At 33.4% G+C, this 20,201-nt stretch carries 14 protein-coding genes; all 14 read left to right on the top strand.

Translation table 11 applies throughout. The features are described 5' to 3' along the window. Positions 1-84: 84 nt before the first annotated feature. The 14 genes from P162_RS02115 to P162_RS02050 all read left to right on the top strand — a co-directional run bounded on the left by P162_RS02115 (position 85) and on the right by P162_RS02050 (position 20,197). On the top strand, positions 85-375 hold the full coding sequence (locus P162_RS02115) for a GIY-YIG nuclease family protein (RefSeq protein WP_031425541.1): 291 nt from the start codon (positions 85-87) through the stop codon (positions 373-375). A gap of 1,183 nt (positions 376-1,558) precedes the next feature. Continuing rightward, positions 1,559-2,182, top strand: a complete 624-nt coding sequence (locus P162_RS02110) for a hypothetical protein (RefSeq protein WP_031425540.1) — start codon at positions 1,559-1,561, stop codon at positions 2,180-2,182. Continuing rightward, complete coding sequence (locus tag P162_RS02105; RefSeq protein WP_031425539.1) at positions 2,169-3,857, top strand: hypothetical protein; 1,689 nt, start codon at positions 2,169-2,171, stop codon at positions 3,855-3,857. The genes P162_RS02110 and P162_RS02105 overlap by 14 nt, the downstream gene beginning before the upstream one ends. An 855-nt stretch (positions 3,858-4,712) precedes the next feature. Continuing rightward, positions 4,713-5,159, top strand: coding sequence for a BfmA/BtgA family mobilization protein (locus P162_RS02100; protein ID WP_031425538.1), 447 nt, complete (start codon positions 4,713-4,715; stop codon positions 5,157-5,159). Then, on the top strand, positions 5,147-5,854 hold the full coding sequence (locus P162_RS02095) for a hypothetical protein (RefSeq protein WP_051907739.1): 708 nt from the start codon (positions 5,147-5,149) through the stop codon (positions 5,852-5,854). Before P162_RS02100 ends, P162_RS02095 begins: the two co-directional genes overlap by 13 nt. Before the next feature lie 237 nt (positions 5,855-6,091). Beyond that, positions 6,092-7,387 carry an alpha/beta fold hydrolase gene (locus tag P162_RS02090; RefSeq protein ID WP_051907738.1) on the top strand — a complete coding sequence of 432 codons (1,296 nt, stop codon included), beginning with the start codon at positions 6,092-6,094 and terminating at the stop codon, positions 7,385-7,387. A gap of 14 nt (positions 7,388-7,401) precedes the next feature. Continuing rightward, a complete protein-coding gene (locus tag P162_RS02085) occupies positions 7,402-7,692 on the top strand; it encodes a hypothetical protein (protein WP_031425535.1) in 291 nt (96 codons plus the stop codon). A gap of 888 nt (positions 7,693-8,580) precedes the next feature. After that, positions 8,581-9,582 (top strand): helix-turn-helix transcriptional regulator, encoded by a 1,002-nt coding sequence (locus P162_RS02080; protein ID WP_031425534.1) that lies wholly within the window; start codon positions 8,581-8,583, stop codon positions 9,580-9,582. Between the two features lie 63 nt (positions 9,583-9,645). Then, a complete protein-coding gene (locus tag P162_RS02075) occupies positions 9,646-10,899 on the top strand; it encodes a DUF2130 domain-containing protein (protein WP_031425533.1) in 1,254 nt (417 codons plus the stop codon). A gap of 15 nt (positions 10,900-10,914) precedes the next feature. Then, positions 10,915-13,485 carry an N-6 DNA methylase gene (locus P162_RS02070; protein ID WP_031425532.1) on the top strand — a complete coding sequence of 857 codons (2,571 nt, stop codon included), beginning with the start codon at positions 10,915-10,917 and terminating at the stop codon, positions 13,483-13,485. Positions 13,486-13,487: 2 nt separating this feature from the next. After that, a complete protein-coding gene (locus P162_RS02065; RefSeq protein ID WP_031425531.1) occupies positions 13,488-14,375 on the top strand; it encodes a hypothetical protein in 888 nt (295 codons plus the stop codon). Between the two features lie 67 nt (positions 14,376-14,442). Further along, positions 14,443-15,993 carry a class I SAM-dependent DNA methyltransferase gene (locus P162_RS02060; protein WP_031425530.1) on the top strand — a complete coding sequence of 517 codons (1,551 nt, stop codon included), beginning with the start codon at positions 14,443-14,445 and terminating at the stop codon, positions 15,991-15,993. Beyond that, a complete protein-coding gene (locus tag P162_RS02055; RefSeq protein ID WP_031425529.1) occupies positions 15,993-17,156 on the top strand; it encodes a restriction endonuclease subunit S in 1,164 nt (387 codons plus the stop codon). Before P162_RS02060 ends, P162_RS02055 begins: the two co-directional genes overlap by 1 nt. A 74-nt stretch (positions 17,157-17,230) precedes the next feature. After that, complete coding sequence (locus P162_RS02050) at positions 17,231-20,197, top strand: hypothetical protein (RefSeq protein ID WP_031425528.1); 2,967 nt, start codon at positions 17,231-17,233, stop codon at positions 20,195-20,197. The last annotated feature ends 4 nt before the right edge of the window (positions 20,198-20,201 follow it).

Below are 20,201 nucleotides of genomic sequence, written 5' to 3'. Positions count from 1 at the left end.
CGGTTCTCGATACATTTTTCAAAAGCTCAGGCTTTCAAAAACCACTTGAACAGACAACTACTTGTATCCAATAAAAGAGTATATATGGAAATATATTCGGTTTATATTTTAGAATGCTCAGATGACAGTTACTATACAGGTATAACTTCTGATGTTCACAAAAGATTGACGCAGCATCAATCAGGAAAAAATAAAAATGCGTATACCTATTTTAGAAGACCTGTTGTACTAAGTTATTATTGTGAATTTACCGAGCCTGAGATGGCTATAGATTTTGAGAAGAAAATAAAGAAATGGTCAAGAGCTAAAAAAGCAGCATTGATCGCAGGACACTATGATAAACTTCCCAATCTCGCGAAGAAAAAATTTAACTAGTTCTCGATACACTTCTTTTCGGTTACCACCTAAAAGAAGCACTCGAACTGACAGCGACAGTGTAGTGTTTTTTTATCGAGAAGTGTCACTTCGAGTGAAATGCAGTTGGCCTGAGCCAGGTGCAATTAGTGTCTAAAAGTGTCACTTCGAGTGAATTAAATGAAGCGGGAGCGGAATTCAATTAGTATCGAGAAGCTTTTTTAACCGAGAAGCCTTTTTTACCTATACGGTTCTCGATACACTTCTTTTCGGTTACCACCTCAAAGAAGCACTCGAACTGACAGCGATAACGTATTGGGATGAATTACCCGAAAATAAAATGTCTCGAATTAAAATAGAATTACAGGAAGTTAATCTTTTTAATGAACAGGAAGTTAATCTTTTTAATGAAGATGATTGGCCCGAAATGACTTCCTTTTTAGTATAGAAGCGCTTCCCAAGTTTAAAAACGCGCTGGAGCCATTTATAAACAGATTGAAGTAACTGTAGGATTACATTGAAGTTTATTCAAAATGAAAAATACCAAATCCTTCGCAGAATTGGGTATAATTTTGGATTTAAACTTCACAACTAACTGATTGCCATTTTATATAGCGGAGAAGAAAGGATTAAATTCTGTGATCCCTACTCTCCTCACTTAAAAATAAAACTCGATCTTGCTATTATAATTTTTGGGCTTTGGTATTTTATCCGCCTATAAAAGAGTACGACTTCTGGCATTCTGCAAATGCCTAAGTCTTTAAATTAAAAAAACCGCTCAAGTATACTTGGCGGTTTTTCTTATTTCAAGCCTGCGCTTGATTGCGGAGAAAGAGGAACTATCGAAAAGCTCATTTTTTGCCTGTTTTTGGGGGTTAAAAGCGTTCACTTTTTCTACCTCCACCGAATTAGCCCCTTTTTAACAAAAATTTATAATATTTAGAAGATTTAGCCATATTTTATATCAAATTGTATCAATCAAAATTGATTGTAATAATAAGGTTTAAATGCACTCCAAAATTGAATTTGGAATATTTGGGGATCAAGATCCCTAAAAATGGTCATATTTGGGGAATACCATTTCTGAAAATGATAATATCATATTTTGTCTTTGTGTGATTTGAGGTGTGGATTTGTAGTTTGGGACGTGATTTTTTTGTTCGGTCTATAATTCAATTATCTTGTGAATAATTAAATATTCATAATGGGAAAACACAAAATTGGAATACTAGCTTATGGATCCTTGATTGATGATCCAGGTATAGAATTAAAGTCTTTAATAGTAGAAAGAGTAAAATGTATTACTCCCTTTAAAGTTGAGTACGCCAGAAGAAGTAAAAAACGAGGATACGGGCCAACACTAATTCCTTACTCCAAAGCTGGTAGTAATGTGAATGCAATAATATTGATTCTTAGCGATGATGTTTCATTATTAGAAGTGTCTTCTATGTTATATCGACGAGAGATAGGCACTTCCGATAGTTCTAAATCATATGTTCATACTAATAACCCTAAAGAGAATACAACTCAAATATTACTGGAAGAGAACTTTATGGAAGTTGAAAAAGTATTATATACTAGAATAGCTTCAAATATTAGAATAAATTTTGACACAAATGATTTAGCAGATTTTGCTATAAAGTCAATCCTTTTAAAAGCAGGCAAAGAGAAATGTGACGGTATTAGATATTTAGTGCAAAATATAAATAATAATATTGTTACGGAATATACAGAAGCATATAGGCTCGCTATATTGAGTAAAACAGGTTGTTCAAGTCTAGAAGAAGCTATTGATTTACTTGATAAAAAAAGGAATGAGTGTACATAAAGTAAAAGGTAAATATTTAATTTACAAAGCAGAAAAATCTTCTGAAGTTAAATTTAGAAAAGAACTATCTTTTCAACTTATTGAAAATTTCGGAAATAGAAAATACACAAGTGAAGAAGTAACAGAGGTTTTACAATATAGTATAAACTACTTCACCTCTATGTTTGAATCCATATGTAAAGAAGAGGAGTCTGTTCGTTTTTATCAACACATCTTTAAATTTCACGACCAAGCAACCGAGGCGGCTTATTATTACCCTCATACGGATTTATCATCTGAAATCAGTATTAGTTATCTCGCTACATATCGCAGAATACTAAAGTTTATTATGGAGGTTGGTTGTGATGTTAAAATGCACAACCGTGAAGAAGCAAACGAAGCTTTTAAAGTTAGATTTCAGGATAAACTTAGTGATTTGATTTATTTAGGAGAGATGATATTTACGGTCGCATCGTTATATGCAGAGCAAAGTATGATTGAAGATGTTGCGGATGTTGTCTATGATAAGAATGCACTTTTCTCATTTACAAGACGTCATCACTATAATCAAATTTTTAAATATTTTGATTCTTTTGCCAGAGAAAATTTAGGTAACTCAGTTTTAGATGATAGTGGATTGTCAGGATTTGATGATCTGAAAACAGCGATTAAACATTGCTTTGGGATAAATTATGATGAAGTAAGTCATTTAATAGCATCAATTCATAAAGTTAATGAGCCTAAAGGGGGAGATGTGGTTGGAGTTGAGGTTAAAACGCTTCCTTATAATATGAAAGAAATGTTTGGAACGGAATTAGATATGGCAGAGCTATTCTTCAACGGGTTAACCTTACATAGGGTAAATAAAATGAATTTGCTTGATTGCGCTGTCAAGCAATATGGATTAGATAGGTATCTATATAGACCTATACTTATTTGGAATATAGATGGTACAGATTATGCTTTATTTAGTAAGCATTCCTGGATGGAGACTTTTTTTCAACTATCATCAAATGCAATCCCTTGGGGAAAGGCTCCTGTAGAATGGAAGACCAATACCTGTTTCCGACAATACGTAAATAGAAAAGAAGATGACCATGATAGATGGCTTGATGATGCTGTAGAAAAAAAACTCGGGGAAAACGATGTCAAATTTGAACGCAATATAAAAGTTCTTATTCATAAAACTGGTAGAACATCGTTTGATATCACAGGACTTGGAGAAGTAGATTTTATAATTATTTCTGAGGTTACTAAAACAGTTTTTATAGCTGATTGTAAGCATTTGTTAGGTAGATACGATATACCTAGCCAGAGAAACGATTTTAACGCTTTTACTGCTGGAAAGAAACCTTATGATGAAACTATAAGGAGAAAGGTAGAATGGTTTAAGAATAATTTGGATATTCTTTCAGAACATTTTGAATTAAAGTATGGTATAATGCTAAATCCTAAGGATTATAAAGTTGAAGGAGTCTTTTTCATAAACACTCCTACATTATATATGTTTAATTCTGAGTTCAGAATTTATACAATTCAACAAGTTAAAGGTGTAGTTACAGGTAATCATCAAGACCCCACTTTCGAGATTATTGAAAAACAGGAAGATCACACTAAATTTTTAAGTGTTAAATATCCATATTTTAAAAAACCTGAATATTTAAGGTTTAATTTATTTAATGATGAAGAAGAGTAAACAGGATAACGACTCTGATCATATCATATTTTAAGTAACTACCATCCGGTTTCACCACATTCCTTTCCATTTCTCGAAAAGCTTTATTCCGAGAAATGCGGTTCACTACAGCAATCTTGAACCCCGTCGCAGAAAAGGGGACAGCGTTCGCCAAGGATAAAATTCACTCCAACCTTTCAGGTCACAAAGGTCTAAAATTATGTCAGAGACCGGACTGCATAACCGGTCGCTCACTCCCTTTTATAAGTCCTTACTCCGTCAAATCTTTGAGCGGGTTCCCGAAAAGGTAACAACGAAGGCTCTATGGGAAGTAAGTCAAACAGGATAAAATAATATTCATTTTCTCTTATATGGATATTAAAATTCTCCATCCTGATTTAAACGGTTCGGTTTCAATTCAAACGAAAAGGAAAACGCTCAGGATATATAAAGTAAGTGTTAAAAGTGCCAGTCTGGCAACTAATGGACACCATCTGAATTCAATATAATTTGGCCTCTTCCTTGCAGTTATTCTAAAAATTTTAAAGGTGGCGGAACTCGCGAGGTTTGAAAAATTTCTTTGCAGTATCGATAAACTGACCGTGTTATTACTGTTAAAAATTCCAGTTTTTATTCTTTAAAACAAGATCGGTTTAGCTTCGGAAAAAGGTATGAAAAGGCCCGAATAAAATGAGGGAATCGAATAGCAAGAGGGTAACGGGCTAGCGCCGCGTTACGGATGTTCGATTCCTTGTTAAGTAATTAAAAATCAGACATTTAATTGATTTTTAGAATTTGATAAAATCACCATAAACCATCAGTTTTTACTAAAAAACCTCAGGAAGCCTTAATACCAGGACAATTAATTACTAAAAAATGGATAAAGAATATGAAAAAGTGGGTTTTGAGACGCTAAAGATCAAAGCTCCCGTGGCCAAAAAGTTCAGGGAATTTTCAAGGCTGATTTCAAAGTCACAGTCGGTGAGTTTACTGCTCATTATCGAGTTTTTTGAAGCACATGGCATTTCTCCGGCTGAGTCTTTCGGACCGAGAATGGAAACCCTGGAAAGCCGAATTAGCGAACTCATTAAAAAACGGATGAATGGGATGATCGCGATCATCAAAGATATCGAGAAAACGCAAACCAAACCAACAGCAGCCATGTTGCTTGCCTTATTGGAACACGCAGAACCGCCCAGGAAAAATTTGATTTTAGAGAAGAAAGTGATGGAAAAGGAAACTAGAGCTTCATCGCAGGATAAGCCGAGATTCCAGGAGCGTAAGTCCATTGATCAAAAATCCGAAACCTGGTGGAAAAGGTAAATTACATCGCACAGCTCAACGAAGTTTTTAAACGCTTTAATGAGGATCCTAAAATCAAGCAAGGGCACATCACTTTGTACCTTGCCTTGTTCCAAAAATGGAACCGGGAGTTTTTTAGAAAGACCATTCGGGTAAACGGCAGGGAAATAAGAAAATGGGCGAAGATCAAATCGAAGACGACCTACCACGCTCATCTGAAGGATTTGGTGGATTGGGGTTTTTTGGAATACTTTCCTTCCTTTAAACCAAGTGTGGGATCCTGTATAAGAATGATGGTGTACAATCTCAAAATTGATACAACCTGTGATACAACCACTGGGACAACATCAGTCCAAAAAATGGACAGCTACCCCCTGGAACCTGTCCAAAAATTGGTTCCTTCTTTAAAACAAAAAAATAAAAACCTAAATAAACAGAGCAAACGGGGCGCGCGACTTTTTGAAAAAGATGTTATTGAATTTTTTCAAAAAAATAACTGGCCGGAAATAGAAGCCTCAAAATTTTATGCCTACCTCAAATCTCAACATAGCAAAGCGCCAAATGGCGTAGAAATTTCAAACTGGCGCAAGCTGGCCCGGAATTTTCAGGAAAATGAATTCAAATGTATAAAACAGGAAGAGAGGAGTCCAATTTCTGGCTATGTGAAGCGAATGGAAAGGTTCAGAAAGGATGATGATTTTAGAAGGGGTCAATAAGCAATATCTATTTCGACCTTTAAAACAGCTCGTTTTCAAGCTAAATGTAGTCATAAAAAACGAAGTTTTAATCGAATTCTGTAAAGACTGCAACGGGGAAATCACGTATTTTATTTATCCAAATATGTAATATAACACAATATAATCTGCGAGTTAAAAAAATAGTTTTATTTTCAAAGCTTCTAATGTTCACCATTACAAATCATTACTTACTAATAAACTGCTTAAATTTTAAGAATGACCTATAGCTCTACCAAATTTTTCAACCTCCTATTTTTTCTGATTTCCTTAAATACCTTCGCGCAATCAGGTATGTATCAAACCGTGAATGTTGAAAAATACCAGGGTAAAAAATTCATTCTTGAAGGAAAAATATTTTATAAAAATGCATTTACACCAGAATCCTATGCTTTGTTAACGGCATTTGCTGTTAGCGACAAATCGAAAATGATAGACGATCCATTGTACAATGATGACGTATCAGAACCTTACTTACAAAATGATTGGAGCCCGTATGAGCTCACCGGGAAAATCAATAAAAATGCAAAATACCTGGGAGTGGGGATTGCCGTGATGGGTAATGGTAATTATTACGTAGATGCTTTTAAGCTCTTTATAAAAGATGGAAAGAAAAAGGTGGAAATCCCTCTGGAAAATGCCGGATTTGAAGATGGCTCTTTAAAATACTGGCATACAACTAACATGGATAAAAACACCAAAATATCCAACGCTAATGATAAAGCTTTTGCAGGCACACAATCCTTATTTATTGACAATTCCGGAGTAGTGGAAGTAGCTAGCTTGGGAAACAACAAAGAAGTCGGCAACTATATGGGTGTAAATGGGGTAAAACTCTATTACGAACTATATGGTGAAGGCGAACCTCTGTTGATGCTTCACGGGAACAATTCGGCTATGGGGCGTTTTAGTGATCAGTTTGATGCATTATCTGAAAAATACCAAATCATAGGTCTTGACAGCCGGGGCCAGGGGAAATCTACTGGCAATGATACGAAGATTACCTATGAACTGATGGCAGACGATGTAAAGACGTTTCTTGACGAATTGGGACTTGAAAAAGTAAACATTTTGGGATGGAGCGATGGGGGCAACATCGCCGTAATTTTAGCTATGGAACATCCTGATAAGGTCAATAAAATGGCCATTATGGGAGCCGTTTTGTACAATGATGCCACCTCGGTTACTGCGGAAACCAATAAAATAATTCGCAAACAGGTTAAAGAAATGGAAGCTAAGGGGGTAGCAGCAACTGATATGAATTACCGCTTAAAAATGCTTTTGCTGACCGAACCCAACATCAATCCGGATTCTTTACAGAAAATACAGACTCCTACCTTGGTCATGGCAGGTGAGCATGATGTCGTTAAAGAGAAACATACCCGTTTAATTGCAGAAAAAACACCAAACAGCGAGATGGTAATTTTTAAAGGTGCAGGACACGAAGCACCGAATGAGATTCCAGAATTATTTAATAAAACAGTATTGGATTTTTTTAGCGAGGAAAGCAATTAAATTCAAAGTAATACATGATTACCATTATAAGAATGGACGATATAGAAAATAAAAATTTTGAAGAAATACTTATTGCGAGTGATGACAGGGATGGATTAGGGATGGAGGTTTGGCAAAATGATAGGCTGCTTGTAGAAATTTTTAGGGATGATCAATTGAGAACACGGACAATTACTTTTTACCTAAAAAAATTTCGTTTGACAAAATGGAAGAATACATCAAAATATTTAAAGAAAAAAATCTTTGGGATTTTACCAACCCTCTGCCGGATTAAAGTAAAAAACATTAGTAGGTTGATTTTTTAAGACTGGCAATAAGATTCTATTCAATGATAATGGATTAATTCATTCAGGGTTAAAGTTGCCGGCAAATATTGAAAACACTAATTTTTCTTAATCGCGGATACGATATAAGTGATAGGTGTTTATTTATATTCGGTTGTTTGTAGTCTATGTTATTTTAATTTAAGCTTTGCATAAAATTGGTCAGCCATTGTTAGCTCTCCAACCATTTTCAATAGCTATTCAACCTGATTTTTGACTTATTAATTTTCTTACAACCTTTTATATTCATACAGGTAAACGTTGAATATGAGATTCACCAAAATATTTAATTATCCATTTTTTGTTAGACTATGGGTGGTATTTTAATCCTAAGGCTCCAGTCTTCTCGATGTTGAGTATAAAATGTTCCGTATTCTTATAACTACGTTTCCATGATAACCATTGTAAATTATTCTTGAATCATGTTCACCGAGTTTACATACGTATTCCTCTCCAAATCTATTGGTGTTTTTATGCGCTAATTGCTTTATTTTGCAATCACTACTTGCAAGGTTATTAAAACATGAAACCTCAATTTCCTGTAATTTTAAAAGCTTACATTTCATCCAATCCAATACCAATCTGGAGAACGAGTTATATACTTGTCTTGGTGGTTTTGACTCTGAAACCAATCTTTTAAAAAACGATTATTCCATGAGTTAGAATGATTTACTTTTATTTCTTCAGAAAATATTATAAATATTCTCACTTAAAGTGATTAAGGTTTTCTCGTCACTCTGCGCCATTGTACTGATTTTAATTCATTTAATTAAGTGATTGTATTATTTTTCCTTATTTAATACAAGTTAAAAGATATCATTTGTTCCAAACTTAGAAGTTTTTCTATTTTTAAATTCTAAATCTTGCATTATGCCAATAACTAGAAATGCATTGATAAGGTATCAATGCCTGGATCAATGTTTTAGAAATCCAGGAAAGAACTTTTGTATAAATGATTTATTAGAGAGTTGTAATAATGCGCTTCGAGAACTAAACCCAGATACTGAAGGAATTAAAAAGCGACAACTTTATGAGGATATACGATTTATGGAATCTTCTCAAGGATGGTCTATTCAATTAGATAGATATAAAGAAGGGCGAAAAACATATTTCCGATATGAGGATAGAGATTTCTCAATTAATAACCAGCCTATTAATGAGTTGGAGGCAGAGCAATTAAAGTCTGCACTATTGATACTAAAACGTTTTAAAGGTCTACCACAATTCAATTGGATAAATGAGATATTACCTAAACTAGATCAGAGTTTTGGTCTAACTACCAGTAGTGAAAATATCATTAGTTTCGATAACAATGAATTTCTAAAAGGAATTGAATTTATAGACCCTCTGTTCAATGCTATTCTCTATCAGAAAGTTCTACTAATAAAATATCAGTCATTTAGAAATCCGGAACCTGTAGAGGTTGTTTTTCATCCTTGGCATTTAAAGGAATATAATAATCGGTGGTTCTTATTTGGTAAGTCAGGAGATTTTGAAAACTTAACTAATCTAGCTTTAGATAGAATCTTAGGTATAACTGAGAAGACGGAATCATATATTGAGAGTACTGTAGATTTTCAAGAGTATTTTGATGACTTCATAGGTGTGACTAAAGAACCTGGGGATATACAGAAGATTAAATTTTGGGCAAGTCTTCAGCAAGCACCTTATATTAAAACTAAACCTCTACACGCATCTCAAAAAAGGATAGTGGATGACGGATCAGGCTATACATTCTCTATAGAGGTAATTCCTAATTATGAATTGGAGCGATTAATACTGTCTTTTGGTGAGTCCCTCAAAGTAATAGAACCAATAGGATTAAAAGAAAAAATAAAGAATAGGTTAAATGAAAATTTAGCTAATTATTAAGTGTGCAGATAGACTGCACTAGTTCACTATACATTTGTCTCGTAATCAAAAAATGATATAGTTATGAGTGATCAAACAACAATTCAATGTCCAGAATGCGGAAGCGCAATCAATGTAAATGATATTCTTAAGCATCAAATAGAAAATGCTATGCGAACTGAATTTCAATTGAAGCAACAAGTGGCCAACGAAAAATTAAATGAGCAGAAAGAAATTTTAGCTAAAGCTCAATTAGAATTTGAGTCTAAAAAAGAAAAAGAGAATGAGCTGTTTAAAGAAAGGTTAGATAAAGAGAAAAAGGAGGCAGAACAGATAATCGCGAAAAAACTAAAAGCACAGTTTGAAGACGAACAGCGGGATAGCTTAGAAAACCTTCAGCGTGAGCTTAATGAAAAGAGTGAAAAATTGAAAGATTTTCATCAAAAAGAAGCTGAGATTTCGAGACTTTTAAGAGAGAAAGATGAGATGAAAGAAGCTCTTGAAGCTGAAGGACAGAAGAAGCTAAATGAGTCACTCATAAAGGAGAGAGAGCGTATATCAAAGCGAGAGAGTGAAAAGAATGAGCTTAGGATGAAAGAGCTTATAAAGCAGTTAGAAGATCAAAAAAAGTTGACAGAAGATATGCGACGTAAACAGGAGCAAGGCTCTATGCAGCTTCAGGGAGAAGTGCAGGAATTAGCCATAGAAGAGTGGCTTGCAGATAATTTTCCTCTAGATACTGTTGAAGAAATAAAGAAAGGAGCAAATGGAGCTGACTGTTTACAGATAGTAAATACTTATGATCATCAAAACTGTGGCAGTATTTATTATGAAAGTAAAAGAGCCAAAGCGTTCTCTAATAACTGGATTGCAAAGTTTAAAGAAGATATGGCAAAAAAGGGAGCGCCCCTGGGAGTTATAGTTTCTGAAGTTTTACCCAATGAAATGGAGCGTATGGGTATGATTGATAAAAATTTATGGGTATGTACTTTTCAGGAGTTTAAAAGTTTGAGTGCAGTTCTAAGACAATCTGTAATAGCTGTAAATAATACGATAGTTACACAGTCAAACAAGGGGGATAAAATGTCCTTATTATACGATTACCTTACCGGTCCAGAATTCAGAATGCAAATAGAAGCTATAAAGGATGCTTTTATTGAGATGCAGGATGATTTGAACAAAGAGCAGCGAGCAGCCCATAGTAGATGGAAGCGAAGACAAAAGCAAATTGACAAAGTGATGCTAAATACTACCGGAATGTATGGGAGTTTAAGAGGTATTGCAGGTAGTTCAGTACCAATTATAGCAGAGCTTGAAGAGGAAAATTTAGCAGACTAGGTTTAAAGAAATTTTATGGAGACCAAAAATCAGGTTAAAAAGCATATTGCCGATATATGGCGAGTAGTAAGTAGTCTAAGTGCAGATACTGCAGGTTCACAAACCGAGGTATACCCTCTGCTTTTTTTTGCATTGATCCTAAAAAAGGAAAATTTGCTTCCAAATAGAGCAAATCTTGAATGGGATTATGTGGACGATATAAGAAACTCTCTTAGACATAAAACAGACCCACTCTATCATGGAAATTTGCTAAAGGTCTTTGAAGTCGTTTATGAGCCAATATTAGAAAGAGGTGGTAGGAAGTTTTTCGCAGATCTAATAAATTATATAAACCACTTAGATGAAGAAATACATACCAAGCATTTTTCTGATTTGTTTGAAGGTTTATTAGAGAGGTATCATGACGGAACTTATAGAATGAGTGCTGGTGAAAATATGCTTCCAAAGCAGTTAATTAAGCTAATGATCAATTTAGCAAAAGTTCAAGAAAAAAAACGAGTTTATAATCCATTTGCGGGTATGGCATCGTTTGGTCTAGCGATAAATCCCAATTGTGAATACTTTGGTCAGGAAATTAATTACGATTTATGGGCAATGGGTATATTACGTTTTATCGCTCAAGATAATTTTCCAGGTAAATTAGTTCAAGGAGATTCTATTAAAGAATGGATAGTTAATTATGAAAAGGGTTACGATATTATTATAGCAGCACCTCCTTTTGGGAAAATTCCGTCTGGATATTACTTAGGTGAATTTAAGGGATTTAGTTATGATCAATTTGTTATTGATAAGGGAATAAATTCATTGAATGAGGAAGGCAAGCTCGTAATTCTAGTACCTGAACGTTTCTTATTTGCAGGAGGGAAAGATGAGTATATCAGAAAAAAATTAATCAAGCAAAACCTTATCGACACGATAATATCATTGCCAGCAGGTATTCTTGGTAGAGCAAGCGGAGTGAAAACTTCAATCTTAGTCATAGACAAGAATAAAAAAAATAATAATTTAGTTCATTTAATTGAAGCAGCGGATCTTATTAAAGGAGATGGAAGAAAAACTGAATACGATTTTAATCAATTGTATGAAACTTTAGATTCTATATCAGATTCAAACGGTTCCACAGGTATTACAGAGAATCTAATTCAAGAGGAATCCGAAGTATATACCACTCCCTATTCAAACAAACGCTGTATAACTATAGATCAGCATAAAATTGAAGTTGAAAACTACAATCTTCAATCATCGAGATATTTTGTTAAAACAGATACTTTAGATACTGAAATTTCAGATGAAACTTTTCTATTAAGCAAAGTGCTGAAGTATAAAAAAGGGCATAGTAAAATGCCTTTACGCGAAATGATATATATATCGATTAAACATCTTCAAAAAAATAATCTTGATTATAAATTGAAAATTGAAGATGTTGAAGAAAGAGTACAAACTTTAAAAGGAGCAAAAATTATTGATACTTCTTGTTTGCTCTTTGCTAAAATAGGTAATGATCTAAAACCTACTTTCTTTGAATATAATGGGGAGGCTATCGCAGTTTCAAATAATATTTTCACTTATAAGGTTAATCAGAAAGATATTGACTTAGATTTTTTGATTAATGAATTTTATTCAAGTATGGTCTTAGACCAACTTAATGCATACAGAAGTGGAGTTGCTCAACAATCTATTTCAAAGCGAGATTTTGAGCGAATCAAGCTTATCATACCGAGTCCTGAAAAACAAAAACTCAAGATTAAAGCAGTTAAAGAAGCTTTTATCAATTCAAGGGAAAAGGAATTGAAACTGCAAAAGGAACTCTTGGGTTTGAAAGATGATGCCTTTAGAGAATTTGCATCAATAAGACATACTATGCGACAGTATTTGAATGCGTTGAAATCTAATGTTTCAGGAACTAGAAAGTTTATAGAGCGTAATAATGGTGATCCTATTACCTTAGAATCTGTCTATAGCAACAATATGAGCCAAACATTTGGAGAACATCTCAATAGTCTTGAAGGTAAAATAAACTCAATGTCTAAACTTCTCAAAGAGGACAGATTAGCAGATGCTGAGGGTGATTTTATACAACCCAAAAATTTGATAGAAGAAGCACAAAACATGTTTAAAGAACCTGATGAATTTAAACTTGAAGATCTATATGTTGATCAAGAAGTATTTGTATCAGATTTAGGGTATTTCAATCCCTACATAAAAATTTCTCAGGAAGCGTTTTATAGAGTTTTCTCTAATATCATTTCAAACGCAAAAGAGCATGGCTTCAAAGGTAGAAAGGGCAATGTTATTAAAACAACATTAACTTTGGATCAAGAAAAGAGAGAGTGCTTGATAATTATCTCGAATAATGGGTGGTCTTTTCCAGAAGGTTTTGGGAAAAAAGAATTAGTAACTCGTGGTGAAAAAACAACAGACAGTGAAGGAACTGGATTTGGAGGAGCTGATATAAAAGAGATTTTAGCTCATTTTGATGCCGTTTTCGATTTAGAAATTGATAATAGTAATTCTTTCCCGGTAAGCTATATATTGCGTTTTCCCCTATATGACATAACTAATACTGGTGAACTTTTAGAAAAGTAAATATGAGATATAAAATACTTTGGATAGATGATGAATACAAAAAGCAGGATGATCTAATTGGTGATGCTGAACATGATGGAATTGATATAACTCCATTTGAATCGCACGAAGAAGGTATAGAAGAGTTAAAAGTGAAACCTAATTATTACCATGCTGTAATTTTAGATGCTAAGGTAAAAGAAAGGAAATCAGATACAGTTACTAATTTAAATGGTTTACGTGCCTCTAGGGATTTTTTGATTGAATGCAATAATGAATATTATTTACCTCATTTCATATTTACTGGACAACCTGATTATATGGGTAATGAAATTTTTGAGCAGTCTTTCGGTGAATTTTACATAAAAGGCCAAGACAATGAACGTCTTTTCAAAGATATAATTGTAGCACAAGAGAAGCGTAAAGAAATTCAAGCCAGAAAAGAGTTTCCAAAGAGCTTTTTAGTTTTTGACGAAAATATATTGTCTTTAAGTCACAAATACTTGCTATTAGACCTCATAGAATCTTATCAAAAAAAGGACTATCGAAAAAAGAATTTAAATACTCAGCGAGATCTTCTTGAAGCAATATATATAGCTTTAAATACTACATTACCTGTAATTCCGAATGATCCCCTGTTGATAAAAAATGATGGTACTCCAATAATGGATCATTGCACTCTATTTTTTGAACTAAAGCCTATTAAACACAAAAAAATATATTTAAATCATTTTATTCCAAAATACATCCAAGCAGCTTTTAGAAAAGTAAAAGAGTCATCATCGCAGTATTCACATCTTTCTGAAGATGAGATCGCTAAATATCCATTTTTATCTAATTTTTATTTATTAATAGAGATTTGTCAATGGATGGTAGAATTTAGGGATCAAAATTTTCCACATTTAAAGTAACTGTGCATAACAACTGCATAAGACCTTTCTACATTTACATCAGAATTAAAAACTACTATACCAATATATGATTACAGGAGACTTAAAAAATCAAGTAGACAAGATCTGGAATGATTTCTGGACGGGTGGCGTATCAAACCCACTAACCGTAATTGAGCAATTTACCTATTTGATTTTTCTAAAAAGGTTAGACGATAAACAGCTTAAAATGGAAGAAGAGGAGAACCTTATGGGTATAGCCATAGAAACTCCCATCTATACCAAAAAGCAAAAAGGACTGCGCTGGAGCCAATTTAAAGATAAAGATCCAGAGGTTATGTTTGAATTATTTACCAGACTTCAGGAAGAACTTGGCGGTATTACCGTTTTCGACTTTATGAAAAATGTGGGTAAAGAAGGTGGTATTTTTTCTGACTATATGAAAGGAGCCACCTTTATGATTCCAACAGCTCAGGTATTAGATAAAGTAGTGCAGAAGATAGATAAATTGCCTCTAGACAGCAGGGATACAAAAGGGGATATCTATGAGTATATGTTATCTAAACTCTCGATAGCCGGTAAGGCAGGACAGTTTAGAACTCCAAAGCATATTATCAGAATGATGGTGCAGTTGATGGATCCTAAAAAGGATGATATAATAAGTGACCCGGCTTGCGGTACTGCTGGATTCCTGGTCTCTGCCGGGGAATATTTATATGAGAAGCATCACGAATGGTTTACCGAGGAAGCATTTCGTAATCATTATGACACCAAGATGTTTAATGGGACTGAATTTGATGCCTCAATGCTGCGTATAGCGGCAATGAACCTGCAATTACATGGTGTAGAGAATCCCTCACTAGTGGGTAAAGATGCGCTGAGTAAAAGCAACGGAGACATAGATGATGCGTATACGCTTATTTTGGCAAACCCTCCATTTAAGGGCAGCTTAGACTATGATACGGTAGAGTCGAGTTTGCTTAAAACAACCAAAACAAAGAAGACCGAAATCTTATTTCTTTCTTTAATGCTTAGAATGCTGAAGACCGGAGGCCGTGCAGCTGTTATTGTACCTGATGGTGTCTTATTTGGGAGTAGTGGTGCACACAAAGCAATTCGAGAAGAGCTGGTAGAAAAACATCAGTTGCAAGGTGTGATTTCTTTACCTAGTGGAGTATTTAAACCTTATGCAGGTGTAAGTACAGCTATTTTAATTTTTACCAAGACCAATAGCGGCGGTACAGATAAGGTGTGGTTTTACGATATGAAGGCAGATGGATATAGCCTTGATGATAAGCGTAATGCCTTAATAGATGAAGAACTCTTAGAAAAGAGTTTTAGTGATCCAGAAGAAGCTTTGGAAGAAGTTAAAGACAAATGTGATATACCTGAAGTTTTACTGGATTGGAAAAAACTAGCAAATGGAACTGGTGATTTCTCAGATCGTACATCTCAATCTTTCCTGGTGCCTAAAAGTGAAATTAAAGTGAATGGATATGATCTAAGCATTAATAAGTATAAGGAAATTGTATATGAAGAGGTGGATTATAAAAAGCCTCTGGAACTTATCGCGTCTATTAAAGAATTGGATGCACAACGGCAAAAAGCATTGTTGAATCTTGAGAAGCTATTAAGTTAATGGTGACTTTATCAAATTATATTGAAATAGTTGGAGGAGGAACTCCTAGCAAGAATAATGAGTCTTACTGGAATGGAAATATCCCTTGGGTTAGTGTAAAAGACTTAAAAGAGGAATTTTTGAACAGTTCTAAAGATTATATCACAGAAGAAGGCTTAAAAAATAGTAGTTCAAAACTTATAGTAAAGGACACATTGTTGATCGCAACTCGAATGGCTATTGGTAAAGTTACTTTTGCAAAAATAGATGTTGCTATAAATCAGGATTTAAAAGCTATTTATTGTAAATCTGGATTGGATAAAAAATATCTTTTCTATTTTCTAAAGTCTAAGAAGGATTATTTTGAATCGGTTTCTAGTGGGGCCACAGTAAAAGGGATAAAGCTTAATCATATTTCAGATATATCGTTAACACTCCCTCCCCTAAAAACCCAACAAAAAATTGCGGCTATTTTAGATGAAGCAGACAAACTACGCCAGCTTGATAAGCAACTCCTTAAAAAGTACGAGGATCTGGGGCAGAGTTTGTTTTTGGATATGTTTGGGGATCCGGGATCTAATAAGAAATGTTGGAAATATGTTAGTTTGGAAAAGGTTATAGTCGATGGTCCTACAAACGGATTGTATAAGCCATCTAAAGATTATGGATCTGGTAATTTAATCATTAGAATTGATGCCTTTAATAATGATTACATAGACACAACAGCATTAAAAAGGGTTAGAGTTTCTAAAACTGAATTAAAAAGATATCTTATTAAGCCAGGGGATTTTGTAATAAATAGGGTTAATAGTCCGAGTCATTTGGGGAAATGTGGTTTAGTTCAAGATATTTCGGAAGAAATTGTTTACGAATCTAATATGATGAGGGTAGCTTTCAATCAGAATAAAGTTAATAATCAGTATATGTTAATGATATTAAGTTCGAAATTTATGAAGAATCAAATTCTTAGTTCTTCTAAAGATGCCGTAAATCAATCTAGTATTAATCAGAAAGATGTGAAGTCATTTGTCATTCCAATACCTCCAATTGAAATTCAAAATAAATACGGGAATATTTTAAATGAAATTGATAAGGAAAAAAAAATAGTAGATAATTCTTTAAAAGAAAGTGAAAATTTATTTAATAGCCTCTTACAAAAAGCTTTTAAAGGAGAACTGGTATGAGTAAAACTGTAAAGTAGTTATATAAATAGTTTGTAATTAGGCTATTTAGTAAATCAAAATCTAGAGAAAACCTTATGCGTGTAAGTGAGGCATTAAAACAACTTAGAATATCATTTGAGGAACTGCAAGAATACGGCAGACTTCTGGAAGTCGATTTGTCAGTTTCTAAACCTGATGTCGGATCAGTTTTGTATGATAGAATAAAAGAACTTGTTAATCATAAAATTACAAGAGAACGAGTTTTCGAAAAAGCCATGCAAATCAGGGCGAAGAATATTGGCGCTTATGAGATTGATGAATGTTACAGGGTACCCGCTGTAGTTAAATGGTTTGGCAACAAAGCTACTGGGGGCAAATATGGTTTTCTTGAAGTATATGGACTGGGAGATGTTTATTTCAACATAAATGACGTTGTAGGCTTTTCTGCAGAAGAACTTAGACCCAATAGAATTGTTATTACAGAGCTTTTAAAAAAAGATTTTAAAATACAAAATAAAAAAGCAGCAAATAAAGTATATCTTTTAGAGCAGGAAAAGGACATTAAATATATGCTCTACACTATTGTAGTATATCATCAATCTACTTTACACAATCATATAGGAAGTACGATCCATGATTCCTTTTATGGTAATCTAGATGTTTTACGAGCGAAATTTTCAAATGAGCACTATTTATTTTTTTTAGATTCAATTCTTCTTAGAATAGATACTGATTTAAATATTACAACGGCTTTTTGCGCCGACATTAGCAAGCTTTTCAAACTATTTGAAGCTTTTATTCCAGATGAAAAATTTAAGAGTAGAGTTGGGCAGATAACCACAGAGTATATATTTAATGAACAATACAGTTTCTATAAATATCGATTTATTATTGAATTTAGAAAATTATGTGGTCTTAATTCATTTAAAAAAATAAATACAAGAATAATTGAAACCTCCCCTAAGGATGATTTGTACATATGGTGGAAAGATTACAATATCAATGTTCCATTTGCAAAACTTGCCGACCTTCTAGTAAAGAGTTTTTTAAAAAACCCCTCAAAAAGCTTTGAATATTTATCAAAGTTGAAGCCTGCCAAGATTGATATTATATTTGAAGAAATATACCAAAAAATCCTAAATTCTGATGATTTAGAATTAGGTGTTCTAATTGAATTTTTAGATCTCGCTAAAGAATATGATCAGGAGTTAAATTACGAACTTCTCGGAGATAAAAGATTATACCAATTATGGAAGTCAGAACATATTAGCGACCCTCCTCTAAATTTTATTAGAAGTCTTTTGCAAAAAATCAAAGCGGAGGAGTCAAATAATAATAGTTATGTAGCTCCAAGGGCAATATATACAAGATCAGAAAGAGAAGAAATTTTAGAGAAGCTTTCATTTCAGAATCTACGTGATTTAATATCCTTAATTTATCTCAAAGAAGAGATCGTTGATAGAGAACAGCGTTTTCATGAATTTTTAAACATTCTAGATAATTTAGATATAGATAAGCAGAAAAAGGAATTGTTGATTACAATTGCCCACAACAATTCTTCAGAATGGTATAAATTAAGATTATTTATAGCTGACTATACTGAAACTATCGAGTATGATGATGCGGTTATTTATACTGCTTTATTAGATTCCGCTAGTCAAAAAGTATTTTTTAAAAAATTAATAAAGTTAATCGGTGAAGGAAAATTAGATTTAGGACTAGACGATTTAAATCGTATAACAACTATAGATTATCAAACAAGTGAATACATTAAGGAGATTGGTGATGTTGGTCTAGATTTTAGTTTATCAGTAATACTCCAATTACTAAGTGATCTTAAAAACAATAAAATCACAGAGACAAAAACTATTTTTGATTTAATTGCAAACCAAATCAAAAAACCGGATGACCTACTTGTTATCGATGGTTTTTTTGAAAAATGTCAAGGTCGAACTGTATTAAGTTATAATTCTGATACAGAAGAGTACAATACAGAACTTAAACATAGCTGGAAACCTCGATTCGCTACTTTTTGCGATGGCCGTAAAGCTATTGATAAATCCTCAGGTAAGCCTGTAACCTGTAATAAATCAGAAAAAGAATTTTGGTGGTGTGAAAATTCCAAATGTTATGAAGCTGCTAGAAATGTCAATTTAAATATAAGCTACAGGAATTATAGCTTACAAGATATAATGCAGATTTTGGAGATTTCCTATAGCCTAGAGCAGTATGAGAAACTATTAGGAGTAATCAATAGAGTAAATAGGTTTTTATCACATTTAACTTGTAGATCGTGCAAAACAATATTGAGACCTATAGATAGCCCAGACAATTCCAATTATGCTTTTTATAGGGTAACGCGTTTTCATTGTAGCAATCAAAATTGCGAGGAAAGTCATAATCAAATTTATTTGTCGCACTGTATTAATGGTAGATGTATGGATATTATTGATAGTAGAGATTGTGTCTCATGTAAACCAAAAGGATACTCTGAAAATTGCGGATGGTATATTTGTAATCATTGTTTAGCCTGCTGTAGTTCAGAAAAATTGCGAGCTAGAGAGTTTATTTATAATCAAACAGGTCAAGATTACAAATGCCATATAGAGGGGCACAAAGATTTAGGTATACTTTGCTGTAATAAATGCGGAGGCGAAATGGAGGAGTCCAGCCAATATGGTCCAGTTTATAAGAAACAACTAAAATGGTTTATTGATCAAAAAAATAAGAATTCAAACATCACCAAGTATGGACAGCGCAAGGATGGGAAATGGTGGTTTATATGGGATAAAGGAAATTATACCTATGATAAATATAGAATACATTTAGAAAACCTATACAAATCAGGATTCAACATGCCAGATTATGATGATATTACTAGAACCAATCAGTTAATTGCTGAGCCATTTAGAGAAAATATAAATAGTCAGTATTTTTCATGTACTTCACAGGATTGTGATAATTCTTATAAAATAACTGATTTAAATGAGTTTGATTATGGAAGGCAGCAAAGTATATTTTATTACCACGATAAGGTATTCAAAAGACAGTTAGCAAATTAAGAGC

The organism is Flavimarina sp. Hel_I_48, assembly GCF_000733945.1.
Classification (GTDB): domain Bacteria; phylum Bacteroidota; class Bacteroidia; order Flavobacteriales; family Flavobacteriaceae; genus Leeuwenhoekiella.
Note: the sequence above shows the minus strand (reverse complement) of the source record. Positions and strands in the feature narration are given on the sequence as shown.

What these genes read in the sequence shown, in the direction of transcription:
- P162_RS02115 (WP_031425541.1), top strand. Translation starts at nt 85, where the DNA reads ATGGAAATATATTCGGTTTATATTTTAGAATGCTCAGATGACAGTTAC.
- P162_RS02110 (WP_031425540.1), top strand. Translation starts at nt 1,559, where the DNA reads ATGGGAAAACACAAAATTGGAATACTAGCTTATGGATCCTTGATTGAT.
- P162_RS02105 (WP_031425539.1), top strand. Translation starts at nt 2,169, where the DNA reads ATGAGTGTACATAAAGTAAAAGGTAAATATTTAATTTACAAAGCAGAA.
- P162_RS02100 (WP_031425538.1), top strand. Translation starts at nt 4,713, where the DNA reads ATGGATAAAGAATATGAAAAAGTGGGTTTTGAGACGCTAAAGATCAAA.
- P162_RS02090 (WP_051907738.1), top strand. Translation starts at nt 6,092, where the DNA reads ATGACCTATAGCTCTACCAAATTTTTCAACCTCCTATTTTTTCTGATT.
- P162_RS02085 (WP_031425535.1), top strand. Translation starts at nt 7,402, where the DNA reads ATGATTACCATTATAAGAATGGACGATATAGAAAATAAAAATTTTGAA.
- P162_RS02080 (WP_031425534.1), top strand. Translation starts at nt 8,581, where the DNA reads ATGCCAATAACTAGAAATGCATTGATAAGGTATCAATGCCTGGATCAA.
- P162_RS02075 (WP_031425533.1), top strand. Translation starts at nt 9,646, where the DNA reads ATGAGTGATCAAACAACAATTCAATGTCCAGAATGCGGAAGCGCAATC.
- P162_RS02070 (WP_031425532.1), top strand. Translation starts at nt 10,915, where the DNA reads ATGGAGACCAAAAATCAGGTTAAAAAGCATATTGCCGATATATGGCGA.
- P162_RS02065 (WP_031425531.1), top strand. Translation starts at nt 13,488, where the DNA reads ATGAGATATAAAATACTTTGGATAGATGATGAATACAAAAAGCAGGAT.
- P162_RS02060 (WP_031425530.1), top strand. Translation starts at nt 14,443, where the DNA reads ATGATTACAGGAGACTTAAAAAATCAAGTAGACAAGATCTGGAATGAT.
- P162_RS02055 (WP_031425529.1), top strand. Translation starts at nt 15,993, where the DNA reads ATGGTGACTTTATCAAATTATATTGAAATAGTTGGAGGAGGAACTCCT.
- P162_RS02050 (WP_031425528.1), top strand. Translation starts at nt 17,231, where the DNA reads ATGCGTGTAAGTGAGGCATTAAAACAACTTAGAATATCATTTGAGGAA.